Genomic DNA, 12,913 nt, shown 5'->3' with positions numbered 1-12,913 from the left:
ATCTACCAGCTGAATCTGCTTTCGTCAATCCTTTTAAGGGGGAATGCTACTCCGTCAGCTTACGGTTAAGTTTGGCCAGCAACGAGCGGAACGTTTGGCATTCCTCAGGTGACCAATCTTCGAAAATCTCCTCATACCGCTGCAGGCGGAGCCGCCGGGCATTGGCCAGGGTCTGCGTCCCAAGCTCCGTAATCTGAAAATAGCTTGATCTTCCATCCTGCGGATCAGGAATCCGCACGACATACTCCTTGCTCTCCAACACAGCGGTCTGTCTGCTGATGGTTGAGGTGTCCAGTCCAAGCTCTTCGGCCAGCGCCTTAACACCAGTCTTATCGTGTCTGGAGAGATAATGGAGCAGGGTATAGGACGAGCGGTCCAGCCCGCCATGTTTCTTGTCCAGCGTGGAACGGCGTATCAGGGTCATCATCTCATTGTTAAGGGCATCAAGATTTTTTTCATCCATTGGATTATTCAGTCCTTTGTTCAATACTCTTCTCCATAGTATAAGTGAAAATACAGGCACACGGTTAAAAATGGCCGGCTGTTTTGAAAGTACCATGAAACAAGTCACATTGACTTTCAAATCAATAGTTGTATAATACACATATATTATTAATTGTATTATACACCTATTTTATAGAGAAAGTTGAAGTGAATCCGTTGAATCAGCAAAAGGCAAATGCTTCATCGTTCTGGCTTATTATACTGGCGATATTTTTCGGTAATTTTATGGCGATCTTGAGCACGACGACCATTAATGTGGCCTTTCCGGTATTTCTGAAAGATTTTCATGCGGAAATCAGCACCGTCCAGTGGATGATTACCGGTTATCTGCTGGCTACCGGCGTTGTGGCTCCGGTTGTCGGCTATTTTGGCGACAAGTGGAGCTACAAATATGTGTACGTGTTTGCCTTGTCGGGTTTTACCCTGTTCTCCGGACTGTGTACCGTATCCTGGAGTATTCATTCACTCATTACCTTCCGGATTCTCCAAGGGGTATTCGGGGGGCTGATTATTCCTACGACCATGACCATGATTTATCAGTTCATCGCCAAGGAGAAGCAAGCCTTTGCCATGAGCCTGTGGAGTCTGTCTTCCATGCTGGCTCCGGCATTCGGACCCACGCTGGGCGGCTGGCTGACCGGCTATTTCGGCTGGGAATCGCTATTCCTCATTAATCTGCCTATAGGGATTATTGCCATTGCAGTAGCCCTTAAATGCCTGCCCTTCCAGCGGAGCGCCAGTGAGTCCAAGAGCTTTGATCTGCCGGGATTTGTAACGGTTATTCTCAGCAGTGCCTTCATTATTCTGGCCTTTAATAAAGGGAACGCGTGGGGCTGGACTTCCTGGAAGACGCTCTCGCTGCTGGTTACCGGGTGCATCACCCTGGCTTATTTCATCCGCAGAGAGCTGTCGCTGAAGGAGCCGCTGCTGAATCTGACGGTCTTTCGGCAGAACCGCTTCACGTACAGTCTGATCATTAATTGCATCATCACCGTCGCCCTCTATTCCGGGACGTTCCTGATTCCGGTCTTCCTGCAGGATATCCAGGAGTCTACTCCGCTGAAGACAGCTCTGGTGCTGCTGCCCGGCTCCATCGCCATGGCGGTATTATCGCCCGTGGTCGGCAAGCTGTATTCCAGGGTCGGCCCGTTCTGGCTGATTCTCGGCGGTATTCTGCTGCTTAGCCTTTCAACCTGGGAGCTCAGCCACATTACAATGGCGGCTACCCATACGTATATTGCCCTGCTAATGACGCTGCGCAATGTAGGGATCGCCCTGGCCTTTATGCCCGTGACTAATGCCGGGATGTCTGCCGTGCCCAAACCGATTACCGGGCATGCCTCATCTGTGACGAACTGGGTCCGCCAGGCGACGGGCGCACTATCTATTGCAGTGTTCAGCTCGCTGCTGTCCTCGCGGTCCCTTGTGCATCTGAAGGAGCTGGGAGGTGGTTCAGCTTCTGCTGCCGGCTCCCTGCTGAAAGCGCAGGGAATGACAATGAGTGTGCAGGACATCTTCCTCATTGCCACAGTGGTCGGCCTGCTCGCCATTCCGCTGACCTTCCTGCTGAGAACAGGCCGGGGTCATGGTGGAGCTTCCGCAGCCGCAGAGAAATCTGCTTCCGCCAAGCAGGAAGTGAAGGTGTAAGGGATTGGACGCCTCCGGAGCGTATTCTTCACTTATTTTTTCGCATGTTTAGGAAATATGGGGTAGAATACAATAAAGCAGGCAAAAATAGGAGTTGTGGAACATGTCCAATGAAGAAGTATTCTTGACCAAAGAAGGGTTGGCCAAGCTCGAGGAAGAGCTTAGGGAGCTCAAGGAAGTAGGGCGCAAAGAGCTTGCAGCCCGTCTTAAGCTGGCGATCAGCTATGGGGACCTGAAGGAGAACAGCGAATACCACTCGGCCAAGGAAGATCAGTCATTCATGGAGACCCGCATCATGATTCTGGAGAAAATGCTGACTAAGGCACAGATCGTTGATGCCAGCAGCATGGATCTGAGTGCAGTGAGCGTAGGCTCTATCGTGATTCTGAATGATGTGGAATACTCGGAAAGAATCGAATATAGAGTGGTGGGACCGGCTGAGGCCGATGTGCTGGATAACAAGATTTCGTACGAGAGTCCGCTGGGTAAAGAGCTTATCGGTAAAAAAGTAGGCGACATTATCAGCGTAAATGCTCCAATGGGCGTCATTAAATATGAGCTGCTGGAGATCAAAGCATTGTAATTAAAAATCCCTGTTTCCGGGCCACTTGCCGGGGAACAGGGATTTTTACTAAATATAAGCCCTTAAACCAGGCGGTGTCCGCCATCCACATGCAGTACCGTGCCTGTTACAAATCCGTTGTGAATCAAATAAAGGACCGCCTCCGCGACGTCCTCTGCTGTACCAATGCGCTGCACCGGCAGCCTGGCGGCTGTAGTGCTGTAGAACGCACTGCGGGCTGCTTCCGGCATTCCTGCCCGGGAAGGGGTGTCGATAATGCCCGGGGAGACCACATTCACCCGCAGCGGAGCCAGCTCCAGAGCCAAAGTCTGCCCCAGATTGGCAACCGCGGCGTTCACCGCGCCGAGCACCGATGAGCCGGTCATGGTTTTGAAGGCCACAATGCCTGAGAACAGGGTAATGGACCCCTGAGGGTTCAGCTTGGGCGCACCATACTTGGCAGCATAGTACTGGCCCCAGAATTTGTTCTCAAACAGCCCGCGTGCAGCACCAGTAGGCGTAGTCAGAAAAGCCCCGCCGCCCGTTTCCGCTGCGCTGACAACCAGATGATCGAAGGCTCCGGTGTCCGCAAAAAAAGACTGCACCTGCTCCTCATCCGTCACATCCAGCGTATAGGTGCTGACCTTCGCGTTATCGCCGATAGCTGCCTTGGCCTGCTCCAGCTTTTTCCCGGAGCGGCTGGCAATGATAAGCTCCGCGCCTTGTGATGCCGCACGTTTTGCCGTCTCCAATCCAATCCCCGAGCTCCCGCCGATAATGATCACCTTTTGTCCTGTTAACATGGTAATTCCTCCCCTAAAGATAAATTTGTGCTGCTCTTTGAGGAGAGTATATTCCCATAACTTCCTTTAGGGAAGTAGTTACCTTTTTGACATGCAGTTTCCAAAAGGTTAGTTTTGTGCTGGCGCTGCGCTGCGGCTTAAAACTTTTTTAGAGCGCCAGGCCGTATCTTTTGAGTTCGATAAAAATTCCTTCCAGCTGTTTGCCTTTGGGGGTCAGCTTGTATTCCACACGCGGCGGAACCTCGGGATATACCGTCCGTTCAACGATGTCATGGTTCTCCAGCTCCCGCAGCCGCAGCGAAAGGGTCTTCGGGCTGATTCCCTCCAGCGATTTCAGCAGATCACTGAACCGCAGAGTACCCTCAATCAGCAGGTCGCGGATAATCAGAAAGGTCCACTTGGTTCCGATGACATCGAGTGTCTTGGCAATGGGGCAGGGCTCGCCGGGTATGCCTTTGGTCAGAATGACCGGCTCGGGTCCGTTCATATTCATTCAGCCTCCTTGGGGAAACGATGGTTTTGTCTATCATAGCACAATACTATCTTTTGGGAAGTAATGTGCTGCCATAGGCATTGTCTATTAAGCATATTGTTTCCATATCTTAGACGGCTCCTGTGTACGGAGGTATAGTAAGGATTAACTATAGAACAGAGGAGTCTTGGCCGTGATTCAGACTGTGTTGTCGACTCTAGTAGAGGTCATTGTGCCGCTGTCCATTCCCGTCACTGCCGGTGCGCTGCTGGGCCGTTACCGGAATTTAGATACTAAGCCGTTGCTGACGCTTTATTTGTATTTTTTGAGCCCGGCGATCATTCTGGATACGCTGGCTAAGGCTGAGATTTCCCTTGATGATATTTATAAGACGCTCGCCTTTGCGCTGCTGAACTTGCTGTCCTTATGGATCGTGGCGGTATTGCTCGGCCGGATCCTGAGACTGGCTCCGCCGGAAGCAGCCGGACTGACCCTAATCTCCACCTTTACCAACAGCGTGAATTACGGGCTGCCGCTTGTACTGCTGGCCTTCGGCCAGCTGGGGCTCGACAAGGCATCTGTTTATGTCATCGCCCAGATGGTCATTGTCAATACGATCGGCGTGTATTTCGCCGCCAGATCGCAGTTTAATGTCCGCAGCGCCGTGAAATCGGTGTTCGCCCTGCCGGCCATCTACGCGGCGATTCTGGCATTTCTGCTGCGGGCGCTCGGCCTGCAGCTGCCGCAAGAGCTGGCCACAGGGGTGTCCATGGTGGCCGGGGCGTATTCGCCGGTGGTCCTGGCAATCCTCGGTGCCCAAATGGTCAAGGTCAAGGCCGCCCACACGGAGCGCAATGTGCAGCTTGCCTTCTGGACGGGTCTGAGCGTCCGCCTGCTGCTGGCGCCGCTGATCGCCTTGCTCGTTCTGCTCCTGCTGAATATCACCGGCACGCTGTTCTCGGTGCTGCTCATCCTGGCCTCCATGCCGGTCGCCGTTAATTCCGTCGTGCTGGCTGAACGCTTCGGCAGCTCACCTTCGCTGGTCTCGCGCTGTATTGTCTGGACCACGCTGGCCTCCTTCCTTGTACTGCCGGTACTGATTGCCGCGGTAGGCAGCGTCTGACCGGCTTACAGGCAGGACGACAAACAAAGCCCCTCCTTCTCCGTGAGAAAGAGGGGCTTTCGGCGTATCAGAAATTGAAATTGTCGGGGTCCGGACCGACCCGCTGATCGCGGTTCAGCCTGTCAATCCGGGCCATATCCTCAGCGCTCAGGACAAAATCAAAGATGGCGGCATTTTCGGTAATCCGCTGTTCCCTGGTCGACTTCGGAATCGTCACAATGCCGTGCTGCAAATCCCAGCGCAGGATGACCTGGGCAACCGACTTGCCGTATCTGGCAGCAATCTCTTTCAGGTCAGGCTGATCCAGCAGCCCGCCCTGCATCAGCGGCGACCAGGCTTCAATCTGAATGCCCTGCTCCCTGCAGAAGGTTCGCAGCGCCTGCTGGGACAGGTAGGGATGCAGCTCGACCTGGTTGACCATCGGCCGGATTTCGGCATCCTTCAGCAGATCTTCCAGATGATGAATCTGAAAATTGCTGACTCCAATCGCCTTGATGCGGCCAGCTTTATAGAGCGTTTCGAGCGCTCTCCAGGCTTCCTTGTACTTGCCCTCCACCGGCCAATGAATGAGGTAAAGATCAAGATAATCCAGGCCCAGCTTCTCCAGGCTGGCTTCATAGGCGGCAATTGTCGCTTCATAGCCGAGGTCAGCATTCCACACCTTTGAGGTGATAAAGAGATCTTCCCGGGAGAGCTGGTTCTCGGTCATTGCCTCCGCCAATGCTTGTCCCACTCCCCGCTCATTCTGGTAGATTGCCGCAGTATCGATGCTGCGGTAGCCGTGGGCAATGGCGGACTTCACCGCCTGTACAAGTTCGGCGCCGTCGGCTACCTGGAATACCCCAAGGCCGAACCATGGCATCTTCACCCCGTTCTGTAATACTGTCCAATCTTGCAGATGCTGTGCTGTATGCTGTGTCATTATCAATAACCTCCGTAATGTAATTAGTGCTCTGAATTAAGCTGTATTAAATACTTGTTTGATTATGCGGCTTTATGCTTCAGTGTCCGTTCGTCCTTCCGCTCCAGCGCACGGCTCCAGGCCGTAAGAAACACTGCCCCGAGCACCATAACTGCTCCGACCCAGGCGGTATGAATCAGACCCATGTGATCCGTAACCAATCCTCCGAGATAAGCACCGATGGCAATGCCTGCATTAAAAGCAGCGATATTAACAGCTGAGGCGATATCTCTGGCGCTGGGCGCATACCGGTCCGCCAGGATGACCACATAAGCCTGCAGCCCGGGCACATTCATAAAGGCGAGCAGCCCCATGAAGAAGATCGTAATCAAGGCTGCGGCTTTAAACGGGGCCGTAAAGGTTAAGACCAGCAGAACGGCAGCCTGCAGGGCAAACATATAGAACAAGGCGTTCATTGGCTTATGGTTGGCTGCCTTGCCGCCGATCATGTTGCCGATGGCAATGGCTACACCGTAGACAAGCAGAATAACCGCGACAGTCTCTTCCTTGAAGCCGCTAATCTCATGCAGCAGCGGAGACAGGTAGGTGAAGACGACAAAGGTTCCGCCGTACCCTAAAGCGGTGATGGCAAAAGCAAGCAGCAGCCGGCCGTTCGTCACGAGCTTCACTTGCTCGCTGAGCGGCGTACGGGTGCCTTTTCGCAGTCCTGATGGAATGAGAATCAGATTGGCAACCAGCGCGATAACGCCGATGGCAGCAATGGCGACAAAAGCGGCCCGCCAGCCCAGCTGCTGGCCGAGAAATGTACCAAGCGGTACACCTGTGACAGTGGCTACCGTCAAGCCGGTGAACATAATCGAAATCGCGCTGGCCTTACGGTTCTCAGGCACGAGATCGGCAGCAATCGTTGAGGCGATCGACATGAACAGGCCGTGCGACAGGGCGGAGAACACCCGGGCAATCAGCAGCAGGGTAATGCCGCCAGCAGCGGCTGCCAGGCTGTTGCCGATGATGAACAGCACCATCAGTGACAGCAGCAGCGTTTTGCGCGATACCGCTGTAGTCAGCGAAGTCAGGACGGGGGCGCCGAAGGTGACGCCCAGGGCGTACAATGTGACAGTCAGACCAGCCGCAGTTACGGATATATGCAGGTCATCAGCAATGAGCGGCAGCAAGCCAACACTGATAAACTCGGTTGTTCCGATAGCAAAAGCGCTAACTGCCAGAGCCAGCAGCGCGAGGGTGCTTCTTCTTTGTTCTAAGGACATGTTTTCCACTCCTACAGTATGGTAATCACCGGCCGGTAAATGCTATTATGAATTATTCAGTCAATAATGGATAGTACGTACTTTAAAGTAATATAGGTACTAAAAAGTACCCATAACCTAACTTTTAGGAGGATCCTATGTCCAAAAAATATAATATTTCTGTTGAAGCAACGCTGGAGGTTATCGGCGGTAAGTGGAAGTGCGTGATCCTCTGCCATCTGACGCATGGCAAGATGCGGACCAGTGATTTGAAGCGCCATATGCCGAATATTACGCAGAAAATGCTTACCCAGCAGCTCCGGGAGCTGGAGCTGGACGGCATTGTTAACCGGATCAGCTATAATCAGGTTCCGCCCAAAGTAGAATACGAGCTAAGTGATTATGGACAATCACTGCGCTCCATTCTCGATTCCTTATGCGACTGGGGAGAGCAGCATATCATCAGAGAATACGGAGACAAGTTCGCCGTGCTGGAGGATAATGTGCTGAACCATAAGAAGCTTGAGGTTCAGGCAACCGGGGCGGAGCAGCTATGAAGGGCTTAGGCTGCCCTAACAAATAATGAACTCACGGCAAAACCGGCCCTCTGCAAACAGTTGCAGAGAACCGGGCAATTAGAAAAACCGCAAGCGCTCCCTGTCCCGGAGACTTGCGGTTTTAATTTTTTGGAGCAGCGAAGATTAATCCGGGCTGCCTTCGGTGACCTGGATCGTGAAGACAAACGCCGCGCCCTGTTCCATATCCGGCCGGGCATAGATGGTGCCCCCCATTAGCTCCACCAGCATTTTGCTGATGGAGAGGCCAAGGCCCGTTCCCTTGAGCTTGCTGTCAACGGTTGCGCCGATCTGGGTGAAGGGCTGGAACAGATATTTCATTTTGTCAGCGGGGATCCCAATGCCAGTGTCCTCAATGACGAATTCCAGCTGCAGGACGCCATCCAGCGCCTGCCTGAGGCCGACATGGACCTTCACACTTCCGCTGGGCGTGAACTTGATTGCGTTGCCGATCAGGTTGTTGAGCACCTGTCTAAGCCGGTTTGGATCACCGACCAGCAGGGCGGGAATGTTCGGATCGATGAACATTTCCAGCTGCAGGTCGCGTTCCATGGCCAGCGCCCTGAACAGGTCGATCGTTTCTTTAAGGCAGGAATGCAGGTTGAAGAGCTCGTAGTCCAGCTCCATTTTACCGGATTCGATCTTCGTGAAATCAAGAATATGGTTGATGACAGACAGCAGCGCATGACCGCTGGTATGAATGATTTCGGCCATCTCCAGATCCTCCGGCGTCAGCTCCGAGGTTCTCAGCATATCTGACATCGCGATAATACCATTGAGCGGCGTGCGGATTTCATGGCTCATCATGGCGAGAAAGCCGCTTTTGATCCGGAGGGCCACCTCGGCTGTTTCCTTCAGCTCGGTGAGCACCACATTGGCCGACTCCAGCTCCTGCGTTTTGAGCTGCAGCTCCTTACGGGTCTGGTACATACGGACGAAGCCCTCGATCTTGCTCTTCAGGACAAGGGGATGGAAGGGCTTCGTCAAATAATCAATCGCACCGGCCGTATAAGCCATCATATAATTCTCCAGCTCGGAGGTTAGTGAAGTCAGGAAAATAATGGGGATATCCTTTGATTTTTTGCGCATTTTAATCCGTTTGGCCGTTTCAAAACCATTCATATCCGGCATCAGGACATCCATAATAATCAGGGCAAACTCCTGCTCCAGCAGGTACTTCAGGGCATCCATCCCTGATGAGGCGTAAACCAGCCGGTATGGCTTATCCGCAAGCAGGGCTTGAACAGAGAGAAATTCATCGGGACGGTCGTCAACAAGCAGAATATTTACAGGATAATCCATAGTTCCTCCTATGATGAGTTGAAATATTACGGCAAATGCTGTGTAAGAGCTATTGGATTAACCATACTTTCAGTACTGTGACCAATTGTGTAGTATTGATCGGCTTAGAGATATAGTCTGAGGCACCTGCCTGCAGGCATTTTACCCGGTCCTCTTCCAAGGCGCGAGCGGTTAGGGCAATAATGACAAGCTGGTCATAGGCAGGATTTGCCCGGATATGCTTCATGGTCTCATAGCCATCCATTTCCGGCATCATGATGTCCATGAATACTAGCTGCGTTTCCGGATGCTGCTCCAGATGCTCCAGGGCTTCCCGGCCGTTCTGGGCAAAGCTGATCTCCATATTATACCCTTCAAGCACACTCGATAGAGCAAAAATATTGCGCATATCATCATCGACCAGCAGGATCTGCTTGCCGGCAAAGGCGGCCTCCGGATTATGCAGCTTCTCGATCAGCTCCTGCTTGTCCGGCGGCAGATCGGCGTGTTTGCGGTGCAGGTACAATGCGGTTTCATCAAAGAGCCGTTCCATGGAACGCACATTCTTGATTACGATGCTCTCGGCGTAATGCTTCAGGCGCTGTTCATCGGTTTTGCTGAGATCCTTGCCCGTATAGATAATGACCGGCAGCGTCTGCAGCTTGCGGTTGGTCTTGATCTGCTCAAGCAGATCGAAGCCGCTGATGTCTGACAAGCCCAGATCAAGCACCATGCAGTCAAAATGATGGCTGCCCAGCTGTTCCATTGCTTCCCGTCCGGTACCTACAGCGACAACCCGCACATCGGGATGTGCGATGAATTCCACCAGACTGCTGCGCAGGAGGTGGTTATCCTCGACGATCAGCAGGCTCTTGACCGGACGGCGGATGTACGTCTCAATCTGCAGGAAGGCTGTTTCCAGCTCAGTCTGGTCACTCGGTTTTTTCCAGAAGGAAAGTGCACCCATTACCAGGCTCTGCTGGTTCTCTTCGGCAGTTGAAATGACATGAACCGGAATATGGCGCAGCTCCGGCCGGCTCTTCAACCGGCTGATGATCGCCCAGCCGTCCAGTACCGGAAGATGCAGATCGAGCAGGATAGCATCCGGCTTGTAAGCATGGGCAAGGGCAAGCCCCTGGTCGCCCTGGAAGGCTACAATAGCCTTAAAGCCTCTGCTGCGTGCCAGGTTCAGCAGAATAGTCGCGAACTCGGCATCTTCCTCGATAATCAGGAGCAGTGTGTCGCCGCTTGCCAGATTATTCCGGTCATCATCCATCTCTGCATACTGGAGCAGCTTGGGATTGGAGATTGAAATATCCGGTACGAAGGATTCGCGGAAGGCAGAGTGCTCATTGACCGGAGCTATATCTTGCTCGTCAACATGGTGGGCTGCAGCGGCAATGGAGGCGGCTGCCTGGATCAGGTCATGCTCATCCGGCAGCTCCGCAGGAAGAATCAGGGCAAAGGTGCTTCCCTTCCCTTCCACAGAGTCAACCTCGATCCTTCCGCCCAGCAGAGTAGCCAGCTCCCGGCAGATGGTTAGTCCGAGACCTGTACCCCCGTATTTGCGGCTGGTTGTTCCGTCCGCCTGCTGGAAGGCTTCGAAGATACTCTCCAGTTTGGAAGCGGCGATGCCGATTCCCGTGTCGCTGACCGAGAAGATGATCTCATTGCCGCTCGTGCGGACCGACAGGGAGACGGAGCCTTGCTCAGGTGTGAACTTTAAGGCGTTGGAGAGCAGGTTATTCATAATCTGCTGCAGTCTGTGCCCGTCGGTCATCAGGTGCTCAGGCAGTCTGCTGTCACAGTGGACATCAAAGCGCAGATTCTTTTTCTTCGCCTGCTGCTCGAACCGGCGGAACAGGTGGCTGCTGATATCGTTCAGCGGGACAGGCTCAAGAACAGGAGTCATTTTGCCGACTTCCAGCTTGGCCAGGTCGAGAATCTCATCAATCAGCTGCAGGAGGTCCTTGCCTGCCGAGAAGATGGTATGCACGTATTCCAGCTGTTTCACATCCAGATTGCCTTCCTTGTTCTCGGCCAGAATCTGTGACAGGATCAACAGACTGTTCAGCGGTGTGCGCAGCTCATGGGACACGTTGGCGAGAAATTCCGATTTGTATTGGGCGGCCATGAAAATTTCTTCCGCCTGGGCCTTAATTTCGGCCTTCTGCTGTTCGGTCAGCTCCATCTGCTGCTGGAGGCTGCTGTTGGAGGCAGCCAGCTCCTCAGTCTGGGCAAGCAGCTCCTGGGCCTGCGCCTGGAGTTCCTCCTTCTGGTCCTGCAGCTGATTCGTCTGGGCCAGCAGCTCGTCGGCCTGCTCCTGAATCTCTTCCTTCTGCCTTGCGGTCAGCTCCATCTGCAGCTGAAGGTTGCTGTTGGAGACAGCCAGCTCCTCAGTCTGGGCCAGCAGCTCCTGGGCCTGCGCCTGGAGTTCCTCCTTCTGATCCTGCAGCTGATTCGTCTGAGCCAGCAGCTCGTCGGCCTGCTCCTGAATCTCTTCCTTCTGCCTTGCGGTCAGTTCCATCTGCTGCTGGAGGTTGCTGTTGGAGGCAGCCAGCTCCTCAGTCTGGGCCAGCAGCTCGTCGGCCTGCTCCTGAATCTCTTCCTTCTGCCTTGCGGTCAATTCCATCTGCTGCTGAAGATTGCTGTTGGAGACAGCCAGCTCCTCAGTCTGGGCCAGCAATTCTTCCCTCTGTGCTTCCAGTTCCTCTGTCTGGGCTTGCAGCTCCTCAGTCTGGGCCTCCAGTTCATCCTTCTGCAGTTGAGTTTCACTGAGCAGTTCTTCAATACGGACGACATCGGCCAGGGTGTTGATCAGAACCCCCATGTTCTGGCCGGTCCTTTCAATTAATTGCTGCTCCTTGTCGCCAAGCCCGTTCATCATAGCCAGCTCAACAACGGCGACAACCTCAGTCTCATAAAGAACCGGCAATACAATCAGTGTGGAGGGAGGAGCTTCACCAAGTCCCGAATGAACCCTGATATAATTCTCCGGAAGATTGTGCAGTACCATCAGTTGCTTATCCACTGCACATTGGCCGACCAGTCCGCTGCCTAGTTCAATGGGCTTGCGGTTCGAAGCTTCTTCATCGAAGGCGTAGCCGGCCGTGAAATGCAGGCGATTGCCCTGCCTCATATATACCGCTCCATAAAGACCTCCGGCAGCAGAAGTCAGCTTGCTGATGAAGATGCGTGCGGCGGTCTGTAAATGCACGGAGCCCTGAAGCATCAGCGCAATTTCCGAGACCTGGGTATTGATCCAGGCCTGTTCTTCAGCCTTCAGCCGCAGGCTGCGTTCCTCGGCTGTTTTATGATGCAGATCAATCCCCAAATTATAAAAGGACTGTGCCAGCTGTCCGAATTCATCGCTTTGGGCAGCTATACCCGAGGCATTAAGTGTGCCTTGGGCAATATCCTCTGTTATACTAATAATCCTGTTCATGCCCCGGCTCAAATTCCGCTGAACATCTGTCATCAGGTATAGAGCCAGCAGCATGCCTGCCGCTCCCATCCCTGTGGACAGGTACAGCGGAACTCCTTCAAGATAAATAATAGCTATAGTAATCATACTGCCTAAGAGCAGTACAGAGGTTACAGTTGCAAACCCGATTTTCTGTTTTATATTCATGCTCGTCCGCCTTTATCTCGCTAGTTTTACTAATTATACTTTTAATAGAGGGGCGGCGGTAGGGGAAGCGCAGGTAAAAAGCCAGTTTACCCAGAAATTAGCCAGGGAAACAGATAGTTGTGTCAAAAAAGTATAGTTTATATACC

Annotated in this window: 11 protein-coding genes; 4 read left to right on the top strand and 7 right to left on the bottom strand. The window is 53.2% G+C overall.

Going from position 1 to position 12,913, the window contains the following annotated elements:
• Positions 1-46: 46 nt before the first annotated feature.
• Positions 47-487: a MarR family winged helix-turn-helix transcriptional regulator gene (locus JRJ22_RS28115; RefSeq protein WP_232380981.1), complete on the bottom strand. Its 441-nt coding sequence runs from the start codon at positions 485-487 to the stop codon at positions 47-49.
• Positions 488-651: 164 nt separating this feature from the next.
• Here JRJ22_RS28115 and JRJ22_RS28110 point away from each other — a divergent pair, with 164 nt between their 5' ends.
• A complete protein-coding gene (locus JRJ22_RS28110; protein ID WP_332461357.1) occupies positions 652-2,151 on the top strand; it encodes an MDR family MFS transporter in 1,500 nt (499 codons plus the stop codon).
• Between the two features lie 103 nt (positions 2,152-2,254).
• On the top strand, positions 2,255-2,734 hold the full coding sequence (gene greA, locus JRJ22_RS28105) for a transcription elongation factor GreA (protein ID WP_206102467.1): 480 nt from the start codon (positions 2,255-2,257) through the stop codon (positions 2,732-2,734).
• 62 nt (positions 2,735-2,796) lie between these two features.
• On the opposite strand, the gene JRJ22_RS28100 is transcribed toward greA, so the two are convergent.
• Together JRJ22_RS28100 and JRJ22_RS28095 are read right to left on the bottom strand one after the other, a co-directional pair.
• The gene (locus tag JRJ22_RS28100; RefSeq protein ID WP_206102466.1) at positions 2,797-3,516 is read right to left on the bottom strand and encodes an SDR family oxidoreductase; all 720 of its coding nucleotides are present in this window, start codon (positions 3,514-3,516) and stop codon (positions 2,797-2,799) included.
• Positions 3,517-3,664: 148 nt separating this feature from the next.
• Positions 3,665-4,003 carry a winged helix-turn-helix transcriptional regulator gene (locus JRJ22_RS28095; RefSeq protein ID WP_206102465.1) on the bottom strand — a complete coding sequence of 113 codons (339 nt, stop codon included), beginning with the start codon at positions 4,001-4,003 and terminating at the stop codon, positions 3,665-3,667.
• A gap of 178 nt (positions 4,004-4,181) precedes the next feature.
• Between JRJ22_RS28095 and JRJ22_RS28090 the strand changes: the two genes are divergently transcribed.
• Positions 4,182-5,111, top strand: coding sequence for an AEC family transporter (locus JRJ22_RS28090; RefSeq protein WP_206102464.1), 930 nt, complete (start codon positions 4,182-4,184; stop codon positions 5,109-5,111).
• 67 nt (positions 5,112-5,178) lie between these two features.
• Here the strand turns inward: JRJ22_RS28090 and JRJ22_RS28085 are convergent, their stop codons facing one another.
• Positions 5,179-6,033, bottom strand: coding sequence for an aldo/keto reductase (locus tag JRJ22_RS28085; RefSeq protein WP_206102463.1), 855 nt, complete (start codon positions 6,031-6,033; stop codon positions 5,179-5,181).
• 62 nt (positions 6,034-6,095) lie between these two features.
• Positions 6,096-7,301, bottom strand: a complete 1,206-nt coding sequence (locus JRJ22_RS28080) for an MFS transporter (RefSeq protein WP_206102462.1) — start codon at positions 7,299-7,301, stop codon at positions 6,096-6,098.
• Positions 7,302-7,438: 137 nt separating this feature from the next.
• On the opposite strand from JRJ22_RS28080, the gene JRJ22_RS28075 reads away from it, so the two are divergent.
• Positions 7,439-7,837, top strand: coding sequence for a winged helix-turn-helix transcriptional regulator (locus tag JRJ22_RS28075; RefSeq protein ID WP_206102461.1), 399 nt, complete (start codon positions 7,439-7,441; stop codon positions 7,835-7,837).
• A gap of 144 nt (positions 7,838-7,981) precedes the next feature.
• Here JRJ22_RS28075 and JRJ22_RS28070 read toward each other — a convergent pair whose 3' ends face one another.
• Positions 7,982-9,157 (bottom strand): ATP-binding response regulator, encoded by a 1,176-nt coding sequence (locus JRJ22_RS28070; RefSeq protein WP_206102460.1) that lies wholly within the window; start codon positions 9,155-9,157, stop codon positions 7,982-7,984.
• 49 nt (positions 9,158-9,206) lie between these two features.
• Positions 9,207-12,767 (bottom strand): response regulator, encoded by a 3,561-nt coding sequence (locus JRJ22_RS28065; protein ID WP_206102459.1) that lies wholly within the window; start codon positions 12,765-12,767, stop codon positions 9,207-9,209.
• Between the last annotated feature and the right edge of the window lie 146 nt (positions 12,768-12,913).

Source organism: Paenibacillus tianjinensis (genome assembly GCF_017086365.1).
Taxonomy (GTDB): domain Bacteria; phylum Bacillota; class Bacilli; order Paenibacillales; family Paenibacillaceae; genus Paenibacillus_AQ; species Paenibacillus_AQ tianjinensis.
This window is presented reverse-complemented; position numbering and strand designations above follow the sequence as displayed.

Coding starts and splice junctions, on each gene's coding strand:
- JRJ22_RS28070 (WP_206102460.1), bottom strand. CDS start 9,157: ATGGATTATCCTGTAAATATTCTGCTTGTTGACGACCGTCCCGATGAA.
- greA (WP_206102467.1), top strand. CDS start 2,255: ATGTCCAATGAAGAAGTATTCTTGACCAAAGAAGGGTTGGCCAAGCTC.
- JRJ22_RS28095 (WP_206102465.1), bottom strand. CDS start 4,003: ATGAACGGACCCGAGCCGGTCATTCTGACCAAAGGCATACCCGGCGAG.
- JRJ22_RS28080 (WP_206102462.1), bottom strand. CDS start 7,301: ATGTCCTTAGAACAAAGAAGAAGCACCCTCGCGCTGCTGGCTCTGGCA.
- JRJ22_RS28085 (WP_206102463.1), bottom strand. CDS start 6,033: ATGACACAGCATACAGCACAGCATCTGCAAGATTGGACAGTATTACAG.
- JRJ22_RS28065 (WP_206102459.1), bottom strand. CDS start 12,767: ATGAATATAAAACAGAAAATCGGGTTTGCAACTGTAACCTCTGTACTG.
- JRJ22_RS28075 (WP_206102461.1), top strand. CDS start 7,439: ATGTCCAAAAAATATAATATTTCTGTTGAAGCAACGCTGGAGGTTATC.
- JRJ22_RS28100 (WP_206102466.1), bottom strand. CDS start 3,516: ATGTTAACAGGACAAAAGGTGATCATTATCGGCGGGAGCTCGGGGATT.